This window comes from Burkholderia sp. AU30280 (assembly GCF_020420125.1).
In the GTDB taxonomy this organism is placed as follows: Bacteria; Pseudomonadota; Gammaproteobacteria; order Burkholderiales; family Burkholderiaceae; genus Burkholderia.
On sequence record NZ_JAIZRY010000003.1, the window covers coordinates 245,452 to 262,213 of the forward strand.

Sequence of the window (16,762 nt, forward strand, 5' to 3'; positions counted from 1 at the left end):
TCCGAGGAAGACCATGGAACACTTCACCGCGTGGCAGTTGGTCGTCTCACTCGTGCTCGTCGCCGTCGTCATCTATCCGTACGTCCGCATCGTTCGGCGTACCGGGCATTCGGGCTGGTGGATCCTGACGATGTTCGTCCCGATCCTGAACTTCATCATGTTGTGGGTGTTCGCGTTCGCACGCTGGCCCACCGTCGACGATCGGCAGCCCTGACCGTCGCCACCACGGCCGCGCGGCTTGTCCACAGATTTTGTTGGCAAGCATGTGGATAGCCTGCGCATACCGCGACCAAGCACTTGATCCGAAAGACTTTGTCCGTGCCGCTTCAAATGCGGCACGCGGCCGGGAAAGTGCCGCTCACACGCCCATTCGCCACGTGACGGGGTGCCTTCCGCGCGTGCGAACCGGCTTGTCCACAGATTGTGTTGGCAAGCGTGTGGATAGCCTGCGCATACCGAGGCCAAGCGCTTGATCCGAAAGACTTTGTCCGCGCCGCTTCAAACGCGGCACGGCGGCCCGCGCCACGCCGGATGCGGCCACGCGCGGGCTTGTCCACACTTTTTGTTGGCAAGCATGTGGATATCCTGAGCATGCGTGACCTAAGTCGTTGATCGCACAACGTTTGATCACGCAGGTCACGGCCGAGGCACGGCATGCATGCGGATCACACACGCACGCCGTGCCGCCCGCCTCAACCGAATGCCCGGACCACGATGCGTGCGACCGACGCGATCACGTCTTCCTTTGCGCGTGCATCGGCACTGGCTTGCGTGTAGTACACGACCAGCACGATCGGCGCACCCGACGGCGACCACACGGCACCCGCGTCGTTGGTCGTGCCGTAGTCGCCGGTGCCCGTCTTGTCGGCGACCGTCCACCCGGCCGGCACGCCCGCACGGAACCGCTTGTCGCCGACCTTGTTGCCGCGCATCCACGCGACGAGCTGCGCACGCTGCGCGGCCGGCAGCGCATCGCCGAGCATCAGCGCGTTCAGGCTCGCGGTCATCGCGGCCGGCGTCGTCGTGTCGCGCAGGTCGCCCGGCACCGCGTCATTCAATTCGGTCTCCCATCGATCGAGCCGGAACGTGTCGTCGCCGATCGAGCGCGCGTAGGCCGTCACCGCCTGCGGGCCGCCGAGCAGCTTGATCAGCAGGTTCGCGGCCGAGTTGTCGCTGTACTGGATCGCGGCCTCGCACAGCGCGGCAACCGTCATGCCCTCACCGACATGCTGTTTCGACACCGGCGAATAGTTGACGAGGTCGGCCTGGGTATACGTCACGCGCTGTTGCAGCAACGCGGGCCGCTCGACGCTCTGCGCCAACACCGCCGCGCTCAGCATCGCCTTGAACGTGCTGCAGAACGGGAAGCGCTCGTCCTGGCGATGTGCTACGCGCCGGCCGCTTGCGATGTCGATCGCGCACACGCCGAGGCGACCGCCCGCACTGCGTTCGAGCGCCGCCAGCGCATCGAACGTCGCCGCGTCGAGCGAGGCCGCCGTGGCCGCCCCGCCCGCGACGGCGGCCTCGCTCGACGACGGATCCGGTGCAGCAGTCTGCCGCGACGCGCAGGCGGCGACGGTCAGGGCGAGCGGCGCTGTCGCAGCGGCCAGCAACAAGGTTCGACGTTTCGATGAGTGGGTCATGTCGGTTGTCTCGTGGAGGAATGTGAGCGAAAGGGGGTTGAACGCGCCCGGCCGGCGAGACAGCACTATCGGGACTTTACGGTTGCCTGACAAGCAACGATAATTGAGCGCTGACAAAAGAAATCCTTATGACTAAGCTCCGCCCTCATCTTCCGCTCAATGCGCTGCGCGCGTTCGAATCGTCGGCGCGCCACCTGAACTTCACACGCGCCGGCCTCGAGCTGAGCGTGACCCAGGCCGCGGTCAGCCAGCAGGTGCGTTCGCTGGAGGAGCGGCTCGGCTGCACGCTGTTCACGCGGCTGCCGCGCGGCCTCGGGCTCACCGACGAGGGGCGCGCGCTGCTGCCCGTGCTGAGCGACGCATTCAGCCGCATCGAGACGGTGCTCAAGCAGTTCGACGGCGGGCGCTTCCGCGAGGTGCTGACGCTCGGCGTGGTCGGCACCTTTGCCATAGGCTGGCTAATGCCGCGCCTGAAACAGTTCGGCGATACGCACCCGTTCGTCGAGTTGCGGATGCGGACCAACAACAACGTCGTCGACCTCGCCGCCGAGGGCCTCGACTTCGCGATCCGCTTCGGAGAAGGCAACTGGCCGACCACGCGCAACGAGCGCCTGCTCGATGCGCCGCTGACCGCGCTGTGCGCGCCGGACATCGCGCGGCGCCTCGCACAACCGGCCGATCTCGCGAACGAAACGCTGCTGCGCTCGTACCGCACCGACGAATGGCACGGCTGGTTCGATGCCGCGCAGCTCGCGCCGTGGGCGGTCAACGGGCCCGTGTTCGATTCGTCGCGGCTGATGGTCGAGGCTGCGATGCAGGGCGCGGGCATCGCACTTGCGCCGGCGTGCATGTTCGCGCGCGAACTGCAGCTCGGCCTGCTCGTGCGACCGCTCGACATCGACGTGCGCGCCGGCGGCTACTGGCTCACCTCGCTGAAGTCGAAGCCGCTCACGCCGGCGATGACGCTCTTTCGCGACTGGATCGTGGCCGAAGCGGCCGCCACGGCGCCGGCCGAATGACGCGGCCCTGCTTGTCCACAGAAAGTGTTGGCAAGGATGTGGATATCCTGGGTACCCGGGACCTAAGCCCTTGATCGCGCACGAATTAGCGTGACGACTTAGACATCGGGCAGCCTGTATTCACGGGCTTCACGCGCCGGCCCCGGACGGCCCGATCCTCAACTGTCGCGACGCAATCGATTGCAAGTTGTCCACAGAATATGTTGGCAAGCCTGTGGATATCCCTCCGATGCGGCGCGTAACGCCCTGATGCAAAAGGGGATTCAATTCACGGACCTTGCGAGGTCAAGCCTGTGGCAGCGCCGGTGCTTTCGCACGGGCCTCGCCGCACCGGGCCCGGGGCCGGACGGTTCTCCACAGATTGTGTTGGCAAGCTTGTGGATATCCTGCGTATCGGCCACCTAACTCATTGAGCGCACGGGGTTTTGTGCTTCGTCTGCAGAATCGGGCAGCACCGGCGCGGCCCGTGCGGCGAGCGCCGGCGCCACCGGGGATCAATGCCGGTCGAGCCCGCCGCGCAATTCGCTCGCCTTGTCGCGCAGCGCCTCGTAGCCCGAACGCGCATGCTCGGGCAGGTCGGGATCGCCGATCAGCGCGCCGAGCGTTTCGATCAGGCTGAACAGGATGCCCTTCGCCGCGCCGACCGCGATGCTCTGCGATTCGATCGACTTGTGCAGGTGGTCGACCGCCGCTTCCAGATTCTCGAGCTTGTGCTCGCTGTCGTCGGGCCGGTTGTCGGTCGTCATCGTCTACCTCCGCCATTGTTCAAGGGTCATGTCACGATTCTATGCCGCTGCGCGCGAACGTGGCGCGACATCGCGCAACATTCGCGCCGCGCCGCGCTACAGCACCGCGACCACCTTCACGGCGCCCGGCTGCTCCGCCGACGCGACGACCTGGCCGTCGACGCGGCGGAACGTGAGCGACACGGTTTCGTCGCCGACGCGCAACGCGTCGATCCGCAGCCAGTCGACGCCTTCCGGCAGCGCCGGGCGCTCGACGCGCACCTCGTGGCGCGACGCGTCGATGCTCACGCCGAGGCAGGCCTGCAGCATCATGAACGGCGCACCGGCCGCCCACGCCTGCGGCAGGCAAGCCACCGGATACGCGGTCGGGGGTTCGCCGCGCCGGCGCGGGAACCCGCAGAACAGTTCGGGCAGGCGCATCTCGAAGCTCACCGCCGCCTCGAACAGCGCGCGCAGCAGGTTCACCGCGGCGGTCTTGTCCCCGTAGCGCGCCAGCCCGCGCGCGATCAGCGCATTGTCGTGCGGCCACACCGAACCGTTGTGATACGCCATCGGGTTGAAGCGCGGCTGGCCGGCCGCCAGCGTGCGGATGCCCCAGCCCGTCTGGAACAGCGTCGAGCCGAGCACGCCGGCGACCGCCGCGCCGCGCTCGGCGTCGGGCAGCCCGAACGCGAGCAGGTGGCCCGCGTTCGACGCGAACACGCGGCAGAGGTCGCCGTGACCATCGAGCGCGATGCCGTAGAAATCGCCTTCCGGCATCCAGAACAGCGCGTCGACCTGCTCGCGCAGCGTCTTCGCGCGCAACGCATAGCGGGTCGCATCGGCCGCGTGGCCACGCCGGTGCGAGCATACCGACATCGCATCGAGCGCCGCGCACGCATACGCCTGCACTTCGACGAGCGCGATCGGCCCATCCGGGAAGCGGCCGTCCGCGTGGAACACCGAATCGTGGCTGTCCTTCCAGCCCTGGTTCGCGAGGCCGCGCTCCGACGTACGCTGATAATCAAGCAGTCCGTAAGGATTGCGGTCGCACTTGTCGATCACCCATTGCGCGGCGCGCTCGAGCGCGGGCCACAGCTCGTCGATCAGCGCATCGTCGCCGGTGCGCTCGACATACGCGCCCGCGAGCACGATGAACAGCGGCGTCGTGTCGACCCCGCCGTAGTACAGCGCGAACGGCACTTCACCCGTCGCGGCCATCTCGCTGCGACGGAACTCGTGCATGATCTTGCCGGGCTCCGCATCGCGGAACGCGGACGTCTCGCGCGCCTGATGCTCGGCCAGGAAGCGCAGCACGCCGCGCGCGAGCGACGGCTGCAGCCACAGCATCTGCAGCGACGTGATCACCGCGTCGCGGCCGAACGGCGTCGAGAACCACGGAATGCCCGCATACGGGTACGGCCCCGTGTCGAGCTGCGTCGTGAGCAGCCCGAGATCCGCGAGCGAGCGGTCGAGCCACGCGTCGAACAGCGGATTGCCGGTGTTCACGCGCGCCATCGATTCGCGCCGCGCGCGCATCTCGCGGTGCACGCCGACGAGCGCGGTGCGCAGCACGACGCGGCCACATCCAGGCCCTTCCGCATGCGCCGGGCCGAGCGTCGCATCGACGGTCAGGTAGATCGACACGCAGGCCTGCGCGGCGATCGTCAGCGTGTAGTCGGCACGATCGACCGACAGCGCATCGGGCGCCGGCGAGAAATGCACGGTCACGTTGCGCTCGACGCCGTCGAGGCCGTCATAGCGCAACCGCACCGCGCCCGCGTCGACGCGCGGCGCCGCCACGGTGCCCCGCTTCGGGCGCTGCGTACCGCGCACTTCGAACATGTCCTTGAAATCGGCCGCGAACGACAGCGACAGCGGCACCTCGGCTTCGCTCGCGCCGTAGTTCGTCAGCGTCAGCGCTTCGTAAAGCACGTCGCCCGCGAGCACACGCATCCGCTCGATATGGATCACGCCCTCCGGCGTTTCGCGGCCTCCGAGCGGCGGCAGCGGGCGATTCGTCAGGTGCGCGGTGAACGACGCGTTGTCGGCGCTCGTCGCACCCGACAGCAGCGACGGCGCACGGCCGCCGAAGGTCAGGCGCCACTTCGACAGCACGCGCATGTCGTCGACGAACAGGCCGTCGTCATGACCGCCGATGTCGCCGAGCGCGTCGCTGACCACGAACGCATCACCGGATTTCAGGACGTACTGGTTGTTGCGCGCCAGTCCCTGCGGATCGGCTTCGGGCGCGATGAATGCGGGGCCTGACGTCGGGTTCGGGGCAACAGGCGCGACTTGCGGCGCCTGGGTCGTCGTGGCTTCAGCGTGATTCGGCATCGATGCTCCTGTGTCGGGTCGCAACGCGCGGCGCGTCGCGTGTTTCGCACAGGATAGGACAGAACGGGGGACGCGCGCAGCGACGAAACCGACGCGATGGCCTGCGACGTTGCCGTCGCCGCATGCCATCGCGCGCGTCAGGCGCCGGTCAGAACTTCCACAGGATGTTGCCGAGAACGGCGTTGTCGCGCACGCCGCTGCCGTACTGGCCGCTGTACGTGAGGCCGAGCGTCAGGCGCTTCGTGATGTTCGCGTCGATGCCGGCCTCGAGCACGGCGCTGTCGCGGGCAATCGGCACGCCCGATACCTGGAACGACGTGCCGCCATTCGCGAACGTGAACGCCGACGACGGACTCGCGTTGCCGAACGCATGCCGCCAGCCGACCGTCCCGCGCGCGGTGAACGTGCCGCTCGCGATCGAGCCGAGTTGCGACGCCGCGCGCAAGCCGAGGGTCGAGAAGCCGACGTGCGTCGTCTCGCCGCCGGCGCGCAGCGCGGCCGCGCCCCCGGTCTCCGTATAGCCGTCGGTATGCAGGTTCACATACGCGAGGCCCGCGAACGGCTCGATCGCCACGGGCCCGACCGGCAGCGCGTAGCCGATTTCGCCGAACACCTGCGCCGAATTCGCGTCGTAGCCGGCCGAATCGTGGTCGGAGAAGCCCGCGAAGCTCGGCGAACGGTCGCTGTTGATCCGGTACCACGTGTACGACGCACCGCCGCGCACGCCGAGTGCACCGTACTGCGCACCGCCGTACAGCGACAGGTAGTAGCTGTTCACCGACGCCGACGAACTCTGGTCGTTGTCGAGCGAGCTGTGCGTGACACCCGCGGCCAGGCCCGCACGCCACTTGTCGTTGAGCGCCATGTCGGCACCGGCGATGAAGCCCGTCATGCTGCGGTTGATCGTCGACGCGTTGCCGTCGCCGGTGAGCCGGCTGCGGCCGCCGAACGCCTGCCCCCAGACGACCGGCTGGTAAGGCGTGCCGCCGTAGCAGCCGTCGCGCGAGCCGATCCGGCGTTCCGGCGGCAGCGTCGGGTCGACCGCCCCAGCCGTGTTGTCGCCGCACAAGGCCGCGCCACCCGACGACAGCGCGGCGAGCGGGCCCGCTCCGGGCGCGAGGCCCTGGCGGACACGATCGGTCACCGCGTCGCGCACATAGCGGCTGTCGAGCAGCAGCATGCTCTTCAGGCTTGCCTGCAGTTCGCCGTCGAGCAGCCCGTATGCGCGGCGCGCGGTCGCCGCGTCGGTCGTCATCACGGCGTCGTACAGCGGGTTGCCGGCGCCGAGCCCGCCGAGCGCGGCCGCGACGGAGCGCTGGTTCGGCGTCGTCGCGACATCGGGCAGCGACGTGCCATTCGCGACCAGTTGCAGGTAAACGTGGTTCGGATCGTAGCTGAGCTTCGGCATCAGGAACGCGTAGTTCGCGCTCACCTGGCTGAACGCACCCTGCACGCCCGACGCGGCGGTCAGGATCGTGTAGGTCGTGCTCGGCTGGTAGCTGCCCTGGTTCGCGAGCACCTGCACGTTGCCGCCGTTCAGCGTCGCCGTGCCGCCCGCCGCGAGGCTGCCGCTTTGCTGCGGCGTGGCCGCGACCTGGAACGTCGACCCCGGCTGGAACGTGACGTTGCCGCCCACGTTCAGCGCCGCGCCCGGCTGCGACGCGGCCGCCGTCGCGCCGCCCTGCACCACGAGGCCGCCGATCGTGCCGGTGCCCGTGACCGTCGCGCCGCTCTGCACGGTCACGGTCGACTGGCCGAGCGAACCGTTGACGGCGAGCGTGCCCGCGCTGACCGTGGTCGGGCCGCTCAGCGTGCTGGTGCCCGTCAGCGTCAGTTGCCCGCTGCCGGCCTGCGTCAGCGAACCGGCGCCCGAGATCGCACCGCCGAACGACGTGTTGTCCGAACGGTTGAAGATCAGCGATCCCGCATCCGCGATGTTGCCCGCGAGGCTGCCCGTGGTGCCGCCGCTGCCGATCTGCAGCGCGCCGCCGCTGATGGTCGTGCCGCCGGCATACGTGTTCGCGCCGGACAGGATCAGCGTGCCGCTGCCGCTCTTGGTCAGCGAGCCGCCGCCCGCCAGCGTGCCGCCGTAGGCGCCGCTGCCCGTGACCGTGAGGCCGCCCGTGCCGGTGTCGAGCGTGCCGCCCGCTCCCCCGCTCAGCGTGGGCAACGTCAACTGGGTATTGCCGAGTGCGATGCTGCCGCCGTTCAGCGTGAGCCCGCCCGTGCCGAGCGCGCTGCCGTTGCCGAGCACCAGCGAGCCGCTGTTGAGCACCGTGCCGCCCTGGAAGGTGTTGCTGTTGTTCAGCGTCAGCGTGCTCTGGCCGTTCTTGACAAGACCGCCCGCGCCCGATACCACGCCCGACAGCGTCAGGTCCGCGGTGCCGCCGATCGTCGCGCCGGCATTCAGCGTCACCGGGTTCGCGACGGTCACCGCGGTCGTCGTGTCGATCGTGCTCGACGCGCCGACCGTCAACCCGCCGGTGCCGAGCGCACCGTTGCTGCCGAGCACGAGCGTGCCGCCCGTGACCGAGGTGCCGCCCGCATACGTGTTGTTGCCCGACAGCGTCTGCGTGCCGGTGCCGCTCTTCACGAGGCCGCCGGCGCCGCCGAGCGTGCCGCCGAACGACGTGTTGCCCGAACCCGCGAGCGTCAGCGTATTCGTCCCGAGCGAAACGTTGCTGCCCGCGACGCCGGCCAGCCCGCCGATCGTCTGCGCGCCGGCGCCGTTGCCGAGCGTGAATCCCGTGCCCGCCGCGCCGAGATTGACGGTGGTCGCGTTCGACAGGCTGCCGCCCGAGCCGATCACCAGATTGCCCGCGTTGATCGTCGTCGCGCCGGTATAGGTGTTCGCGCCCGTCAGCGTCTCAGTGCCGCTGCCCTGCTTCACGATCCCGCCCGTGCCGCCGAGCGCGCCGCCGAAAGTCGCGTTCGTGCTGTCGCCGAACGTGAGCGTGTTGCTCCCAAGCGTGACGTTCGTGCCGCCGATGCCGGACAGCGAGCCGATCGTCTGGTTCGCCCCCGACGCGCCGATGTCGAGCGACGCGCCCGAGCCGGCCAGGTTCACCGCGCCCGTCGCCGCGAGACTGCCGCCCGCGCCGATCACCAGCTTGCCGGCGTCGATCGTCGTGCCGCCGGTATAGCTGTTGGTCCCCGTCAGCGTCTGCGTGCCGGCGCCGACCTTCGTCAGCGAACCGTTGCCCGTCAGCGTGCCGCCGAAGGTCGCGCTGCCGCCGCCGTTGCCGAGCGCCAGCGCGTTCGCGCCGAGATCGACCGTCGTACCGCCCGTGCCTGACAGCGCGCCGATCATCTGCGCCCCGCCGGCGCCGCTCAGGTCGAGCGTCGAACCGTTGCCCGTGAGGTTCACCGCACCCGTCGCCGCGAGACTGCCGCTCCCGCCGATCGCCAGCGTGCCGCCTGCGATCGTCGTCCCGCCCGTGTAGGTATTCGCGCCCGTCAGCGTCTCCGTGCCCGCGCCCGCCTTCGTGATGCCGCCCGAGCCGCCGATTGCGCCGCCGAACGTGCCGTTCGTGGTCCCGCCCAAAGTCAGCGAGTTGCCGCCCAGGTTCAGGTTCGACCCGCCCGCGCCGTTCAGCGCGCCGATCGTCTGCGCGCCACTGGCCCCGCTGATGTCGAAGGTCGTGCCCAGGTTCGCGAGCGTCACCGTGCCGGTCGACGCAAGGCTGCCGTTGCCGCCGATCGCCAGCGTGCCCGCGTTGATGGTTGTCCCGCCCGTGTAGGTGTTCGCCCCCGTCAGCGTTTCCGTGCCCGTGCCCGCCTTCGTGATCCCGCCCGAGCCCGTGATCGCGCCGCCAAAGGTCTGGTTCGTGCCGTCGCCGAACGTCAGGCCGTTGCCGCCCAGGGTCACGTTCGACTCGCCCACGCCGCTCAATGCGCCGATCGCCTGGTTCCCATTCGCGCCGCTGATGTCGAACGTCGTACCCGAGTTCGCGAGCGTCACCGTACCCGTCGCCGCGAGGCTGCCGCTGCCGACGATCGCCAGCGTGCCCGCGTTGATGGTCGTCCCGCCCGTGTAGGTGTTCGCCCCCGTCAGCGTTTCCGTGCCGCCGCCTTGCTTCGTGATCCCGCCCGAGCCCGCAATTACGCCGCCGAACGTGCCGTTCGTCGTCCCGCCGAGGGTCAGCGATTTGCCGCCGAGACTCACGTTCGATCCGCCCACGCCGTTCAGCACGCCGATCGTCTGGTTCCCGTTCGCGCCGCTGACGTCGAACGTCGTACCCGAGTTCGCGAGCGTCACCGTCCCCGTCGCCGCGAGACTGCCGCTGCCGACGATCGACAGCGTGCCCGCGTTGATGGTCGTGCCACCCGTGTACGTGTTCGCGCCCGTCAGCGTTTCCGTGCCCGTGCCCGCCTTCGTGATCCCGCCCGTGCCCGCGATCGCGCCGCCGAAGGTCTGGTTCGTGCCGTCGCCGAACGTCAGCCCGTTGCCGCCCAGGGTCACGTTCGACCCGCCCGCGCCGCTCAACGCGCCGATCGTCTGGTTCCCGTTCGCGCCGCTCAGGTCGAGCGTCGCGCCGATGCCCGTCAGGCTCACCGCGCCCGTCGACGCAAGGCTGCCGCTCCCGCTGAGCGCCAGCGTGCCGTTCGCGATCGTCGTGCCGCCCGTGTAGGTGTTCGCGCCCGTCAGCGTCTCCGTGCCGCTGCCCTGCTTCGTGATTCCGCCCGTGCCCGCAATCGCGCCGCCGAAGGTCTGGTTCGTACCGTCGCCGAATGTCAGCCCGTTGCCGCCCAAGGTCACGTTCGACCCGCCCGCGCCGCTCAATGCGCCGATCGTCTGGTTCCCGTTCGCGCCGCTCAGGTCGAGTGTCGCGCCGTTGCCCGTCAGGCTCACCGCCCCCGTCGACGCAAGACTGCCGCTGCCGCTGAGCGCCAGCGTGCCGTTCGCGATCGTCGTCCCGCCCGTGTAGGTGTTCGCCCCCGTCAGCGTTTCAGTGCCGCTGCCCGCCTTCGTGATCCCGCCCGTACCCGTGATCGCGCCGCCGAAGGTCTGGTTCGTCCCGTCGCCGAACGTCAGCCCGTTGCCGCCCAGGGTCACGTTCGACCCGCCCGCGCCGCTCAATGCGCCGATCGTCTGGTTCCCGTTCGCGCCGCTCAGGTCGAGCGTCGCGCCGATGCCCGTCAGGCTCACCGCCCCCGTCGACGCAAGGCTGCCGCTGCCGCTGAGCGCCAGCGTGCCGTTCGCGATCGTCGTGCCGCCCGTATAGGTGTTCGCCCCCGTCAGCGTTTCCGTGCCCGTGCCCTGCTTCGTGATCCCGCCCGTACCCGTGATCGCGCCGCCGAAGGTCTGGTTCGTGCCGTCGCCGAACGTCAGCCCGTTGCCGCCCAGGCTCACGTTCGACTCGCTCACGCCGCTCAATGCGCCGATCGTCTGGTTCCCGTTCGCGCCGCTCAGGTCAAGCGTCGCGCCGTTGCCCGTCAGGCTCACCGCACCTGTCGACGCAAGACTGCCGCCGCCGCTGAGCGCCAGCGTGCCGTTCGCGATCGTCGTGCCGCCCGTATAGGTGTTCGCGCCCGTCAGCGTCTCCGTGCCGCTGCCCTGCTTCGTGATGCCGCCCGAGCCCGCGATCACGCCGCCAAACGTGCCGTTCGTCGTCCCGCCGAGGGTCAGCGATTTGCCGCCGAGACTCACGTTCGATCCGCCCACGCCGTTCAGCACGCCGATCGTCTGGTTCCCGTTCGCGCCGCTGACGTCGAACGTCGTACCCGAGTTCGCGAGCGTCACCGTCCCCGTCGCTGCGAGACTGCCGCTGCCGACGATCGACAGCGTGCCCGCGTTGATGGTCGTGCCACCCGTGTACGTGTTCGCGCCCGTCAGCGTTTCCGTGCCCGTGCCCGCCTTCGTGATCCCGCCCGTACCGGTGATCGCACCGCCGAAGGTCTGGTTCGTACCGTCGCCGAATGTCAGCCCGTTGCCGCCCAGGCTCACGTTCGACCCACCCGCGCCGCTCAGCGCGCCGATCGTCTGGTTCCCGTTCGCGCCGCTGATGTCGAGCGTCGTACCCGAGTTCGCGAGCGTCACCGTACCCGTCGCCGCGAGACTGCCGCCCCCGACGATCGACAGCGTGCCCGCGTTGATCGTCGTGCCACCCGTGTACGTGTTCGCGCCCGTCAGCGTTTCCGTGCCGCTGCCCTGCTTCGTGACCCCGCCCGTACCGGTGATCGCGCCGCCGAAGGTCTGGTTCGTGCCGTCGCCGAACGTCAGGCCGTTACCGCCCAGCGACACCGTCGAGCCGGCCCCGCCGCTCAACGCGCCGATGATCTGGTTGGTCCCCGCGCCGCTGATATCGAAGGTCGCGCCCGCGCCCGCCACGTTGACCGCGCCCGTTGCCGCGAGACTGCCGCCCACGCCGATCGCCAGCTTGCCGCTCGCGATCGTCGTGCCGCCCGTATAGGTGTTCGCGCCTGTCAGCGTTTCCGTGCCCGTACCCGCTTTCGTGATCCCGCCCGTACCCGTGATCGCGCCGCCGAAGGTCTGGTTCGTGCTGTCGCCGAACGTCAGGCCGTTGCCGCCGAGGGTCACCGTCGAGCCGGCCACCCCGCTCAACGCGCCGATGGTCTGGTTCGTCCCCGCGCCGCTGATATCGAAGGCCGCGCCCGCGCCCGCCACGTTGACCGCGCCCGTCGCCGCGAGGCTGCCGCCGGCGCCGATCGACACGATCCCGCTGTTGATCGTCGTGCCGCCCGTATAGGTGTTCGCGCCGGTCAGGGTGGTCGTGCCCGGGCCGTTCTGCACCATTCCGCCCCCGCCCGAGATCGCCCCCGACAACCCGAGATTGTTGCTGCCGCCGAGCGTCAGGGTCGTGCCGCCGTTGATCACGACGTTGTTGGCGACCGTCATGTTGGCGGTCGTGTCGAGGGTGCCCGCCCCGCCGACGGTCAGGGTGCCCGTGCCCAGCGCGCCGCCGTTGCCCAGCACGATCTCGCCGCTGTTCAGCCCGGTGCCGCCCGAATAGGTGTTCGCGCCCGACAGCGTGAGCGTGCCCGTACCGTTCTGCGTGAGGCCGCCGCTGCCGCTGATCGCCCCCGACAGCGCGAGATTGTTGCCGCCCTGCACCGTCAGCCCGCCCGCGCCAAGCGTCACGTCGTTGCTCAGGTTGACGCCGGAATTCGCGCTCTCGATCCCGCCGCCGTTGCTCGTGATGGTGCCGGTGCCGAGCCCCGCATTGTTGTCGATACTCACCACGCCGCCGTTCAGCGTGGCGTTCTGCGCGCTCGACGCGCCGGTCGTGGTCCAGTTGCCGCTGTTGACCTGCAGGTTCTGGAAGTTGATGTAGTTGTTGTTGTTGATCGAGCCGGCCGCCGGGCCGCCGCCGTTCTGACGTAGCACCAGCGTGTTGTTGCCGCCCGCGCCGCCGTCCACCGTGCCGGTTGCCGCGATGCCGATCGTGACCGCGCCGACCCCGAGGTTCAGCGCAACCCCGGTGCCGCCGTTCGCATTGACCGACGAGCCGGTGGTCGCGGTGAAGGTATTGACGCTGTTCCCGCCCATCGAGACGCTGCCGTTGATGGTGCCCGAGTTGGTGAAGGTATTGCCGGCCCCCGGCGTGCCGGATGCCTCGAACGCGACGCGACCGTTGATCGTTCCACTGTTGTTGAAGTTGACCTGCGCGCCGCCGTAGGCGACCACGACCGGCGCGTCCGAGCCGATCAGGGTCGCGCCGATCAGGCCATTCGAGCTGATGGTGCCGGTGTTGGTGATGTTGGTGGTGCCGCCCGTGCCGTTCTGCGCGGCGAGCGCCATCCCGGTCACGCCGGACAGCGCGACGCCCGTCGAGCCTTTCATCGTGCCGTTGTTGGTGATGGTGGTCGTGCTCGCCAGGTTGTTGCCGACCAGCGCGCCGCTCGACAGCACGCCGAGCCCGGTGCCGAGCGCGGACGGATCGATGGTGCCGTTGTTGGTCAGCGTGGTGCCGCTGCCCTGCAGCGACAGCGCGGTGCCGCCAACGCCGAGCAGCACGCCGAGGCTCGCGCCGGCGTTGACCGTCACGTTCAGGTTGTTGCCGCTGTTCGAATAGCTGGGCGCAAGCGGATTCGCGACGCCCGAGCAGGACACGTTGGACCCCGCCGCACTACAGGCCGCATACGCCGGGACGATGCCCGCGCCGGACAGCGCCAGGAACACCCCGGTCGGCAACAGCAATCTCGGAAACGGCTCGCCGGCTTTTTTCGAACGCGCAAGATTCATGCTTTTCCTCGTTATTGGAATTGGCATTGCAATGAAATCGAACGGCCGGCAGCAGAAAATCACGGACGAAAGGATTCGCCCCGGCCGTCGCGACGCGACGTCGGTTGATTCTCGGATCAGTCTTTAATTGGCCCTTGAAGGCAGGTGTGAAACTAGGTTGACGACATGACGATGGCCCCTGTTTTTTTACGCAGCGACTTTCTGGTTGATTTGATTCCCGCCCCGCTTTTGTCAGACAAGGCTATATCAAAAAAACAGGGTTTTCCAGTCGATCTTTTTCTTTTTGGATCAGGGGAAAATTGGCGCGTATTTTTTACTTATTGGAGCACTTAATGCGTGAAATTTTGCATACCTTCTGCCGGGCAATTTTAATTTCCCGAATAAACACAATATCCACATCAGCGAGAAAATGATATTCCGCGACGATTATCACGATAATTTCTCGCGGCGCAATACTTACACCCCGTCAAGCACCGCGGCAATATAATTCGCACCTGATCACTCGCCAGACCGGAATCGGTATGCCCCGGATTCGGCGGATCGCGGCAATTTCCGCCGCGCCTCGATCGGACAACCCGTGCCGCCATCGATTGCTTCGCATCGAAAGCGTCGACACGCTCACGGGAAAAGCGCGCCCTGCTACGAAAACAGGCGCATCAGATAAAGCATCGGCCGGAACGAAACCGGCCGCGCATCGGGATTCACCCACAGCCGCGCCGCATACACCGCATACGCCGGCACTTCGCGCCAGCTCGAGTAGACGTCGCGCAACTGGAAACGGCGCGGATACGCGGCGGAGATGTCCGCCCGCGCGATGCCGACGCGCTCGAACGCGAGGCGCGCCCGCGCGAGGTGGTAGTACTGGCTGACGATCAGCACGCGCGACACGCGGTGCGCCTGCAGGTACGCGAGCGTGTGCTGCGCGGTCGCGAGCGTGTTGTCGCCCTGGTCGTCGACCGTGATCCGGTCGGCCGGCACGCCGCGCGCCACGAGATAGTCGCGCATCGCGGTCGCCTCGTTCAGGCCGGGGCCGTCAATCGCGCCGCTGACGAGCAACGCCGGGCACTGCCCGGTGCGGTAGCAGCGCACGCCGACGTCGAGCCTGGCGGCAAGCACGGGCTTCGGCGCGCCGGTCTCGTCGAGCGCGTTGCCGAAGATCACGGCGACATCGGCCGCCTCGCTCGGCATCCGCATCCCGTACGCGACGAGCGCAACGGCCGCGACGATCCAGACGCAAGCGACGACGGCCAGCAAGCGGCCCAGGCGGGCAAACAAGCCCCGTTTGGTGTGGTTTCTCAAGGTTTTCGATCTCTCAGGTCGTCGGGCGTATCGGCTGGCCCGGCCCCGGACGGGCGCGTAACGCTAGCACGCCGTGCGTGCGGGTGTCCACGCGACGGACCGACGCCGGACAACAGCCGGCCTCCCGGGAGTTGACCGGAGAAGCGTGCCCGGCGACGCGGGTACGCAACAAGGAGATCGAAGGAATGTCGATGCGCGCGCCGCTCGGCGACGCCCGCCTGGCACGGCCCGGATCAGTCGACCTGGCACATCGTGAGCCGCCCCATCGCCTCGCCCGCGCCGCGCACGGCGCAGGTGGCCGGCTCGTCGGCGATCCGGGCGACGAGCCCCGTCTCGTCGTACAGCAGGCGCTCGAAATCCGCGAGCAGCGCACCGCCGCCCGTCAGCACCACGCCACGATTCGCGATGTCGGTCACGAGCTCGGCCGGCGCGTTCTCCAGCACCGACTTCACCGCGCCGATCACCTGCTTGAGCGGCGCGGCCAGCGCGTCCGCCACGTCGTGGTTGGACAGCTCGATCGAGCGCGGCAGGCCGTCGCCGACACCCCGCCCGACCGCGCGCGTCGACCTGCGCGGCACCGCGCTGGTGGCCGAGCCGATCGTCTGCTTGACGTGCTCGGCCGTCTGTTCGCCGAGCAGCACGCCATACAGGTTGCGCACATGGTTGACGATCGCCGCGTCGAACTGGTTGCCGCCCACGCGAATCGCTTCACGGTAGACGATGCCGCCGAGCGCGATCACCGCGACTTCGGTCGTCCCGCCGCCGATATCGACGACCATCGAGCCCACCGGCTCGGTCACCGGCAGGCCCGCGCCGAGCCCGGCCGCCAGCGATTCCTCGATCAGTTCGACCTCCGATACCCCCGCGGCGAACGCGGCCTCGCGGAGCGCGCGGCGCTCGACGGCCGTCGCATCGGACGGCACGCACAACGTGACCTCGACGCGGCGGCCGAAGCGCGAACGCGTGCGCGACATGTCGATGAAGCTGCGGATCATCTGCTCGGCTGCGTGCGCGTCGGCAATCACGCCGTGCCGCATCGGCCGCACGGCTTCGAGATGCCCCGGTTCGCGGCCGAGCAGCGCCTTCGCAAGCTCGCCGACGGCCTCGAGCGTCGGCCGCGCGTCGGTCGCACCGGCGCCGGCCTTGCGGAAGCAGACGACCGACGGCTGGTTCAGCACCACCCCGCGTTCATGCGTATAAATCCGCGTACTCGCCGTTCCAGGATCGATCGCAACGGGTTGCGCAAACAACTTTCCGAACAGCGGTGTCGACATATCAAACCTTTGTAATCGAACAGGCCAGGGCAGCCGGGCCGCATTTCCGCGGCCCGTCCATGCCGCCCCATCACGAACTTAGCGGCAAATCGTTCCGATACTTTAGGCAATTCCGATGATTTTTTCGCGACTGAATTGTCAAAAATGCCGTTCCGGACGCATCCGGCTACGCAACAGCCTCTCGCATTGCGCCTGTAAAACACGGTAATCTCTCGGTCTTGCCTGCTCCCGGCAGGCCTCAGACGCCCGATCACGC

General features: G+C 68.7%; 8 protein-coding genes. 2 read left to right on the forward strand and 6 right to left on the reverse strand.

From position 1 onward, the window contains the following. Positions 1 to 13 precede the first annotated feature (13 nt). Positions 14 to 214 (forward strand): DUF805 domain-containing protein, encoded by a 201-nt coding sequence (locus tag LGN17_RS08605; protein ID WP_226195906.1) that lies wholly within the window; start codon positions 14 to 16, stop codon positions 212 to 214. A gap of 478 nt (positions 215 to 692) precedes the next feature. Here LGN17_RS08605 and blaPEN-bcc read toward each other — a convergent pair whose 3' ends face one another. After that, the gene (gene blaPEN-bcc, locus LGN17_RS08610; RefSeq protein WP_226195907.1) at positions 693 to 1,643 is read right to left on the reverse strand and encodes a PEN family class A beta-lactamase, Bcc-type; all 951 of its coding nucleotides are present in this window, start codon (positions 1,641 to 1,643) and stop codon (positions 693 to 695) included. Positions 1,644 to 1,771: 128 nt separating this feature from the next. Between blaPEN-bcc and penR the strand changes: the two genes are divergently transcribed. Further along, on the forward strand, positions 1,772 to 2,662 hold the full coding sequence (gene penR, locus LGN17_RS08615; RefSeq protein WP_226195908.1) for a beta-lactamase transcriptional regulator PenR: 891 nt from the start codon (positions 1,772 to 1,774) through the stop codon (positions 2,660 to 2,662). A gap of 494 nt (positions 2,663 to 3,156) precedes the next feature. On the opposite strand, the gene LGN17_RS08620 is transcribed toward penR, so the two are convergent. From LGN17_RS08620 to LGN17_RS08640, 5 genes are all read right to left on the reverse strand, one after another. Beyond that, on the reverse strand, positions 3,157 to 3,408 hold the full coding sequence (locus LGN17_RS08620; protein ID WP_011354368.1) for a hypothetical protein: 252 nt from the start codon (positions 3,406 to 3,408) through the stop codon (positions 3,157 to 3,159). A 96-nt stretch (positions 3,409 to 3,504) separates the two neighbouring features. Beyond that, positions 3,505 to 5,727, reverse strand: coding sequence for an amylo-alpha-1,6-glucosidase (locus LGN17_RS08625; RefSeq protein ID WP_226195909.1), 2,223 nt, complete (start codon positions 5,725 to 5,727; stop codon positions 3,505 to 3,507). A gap of 148 nt (positions 5,728 to 5,875) precedes the next feature. Continuing rightward, complete coding sequence (locus LGN17_RS08630) at positions 5,876 to 13,933, reverse strand: autotransporter-associated beta strand repeat-containing protein (protein WP_226195910.1); 8,058 nt, start codon at positions 13,931 to 13,933, stop codon at positions 5,876 to 5,878. 639 nt (positions 13,934 to 14,572) lie between these two features. Then, a complete protein-coding gene (locus LGN17_RS08635; RefSeq protein WP_226195911.1) occupies positions 14,573 to 15,232 on the reverse strand; it encodes a YdcF family protein in 660 nt (219 codons plus the stop codon). Between the two features lie 233 nt (positions 15,233 to 15,465). Then, positions 15,466 to 16,506 (reverse strand): rod shape-determining protein, encoded by a 1,041-nt coding sequence (locus LGN17_RS08640; protein WP_089426971.1) that lies wholly within the window; start codon positions 16,504 to 16,506, stop codon positions 15,466 to 15,468. Positions 16,507 to 16,762 lie beyond the last annotated feature (256 nt).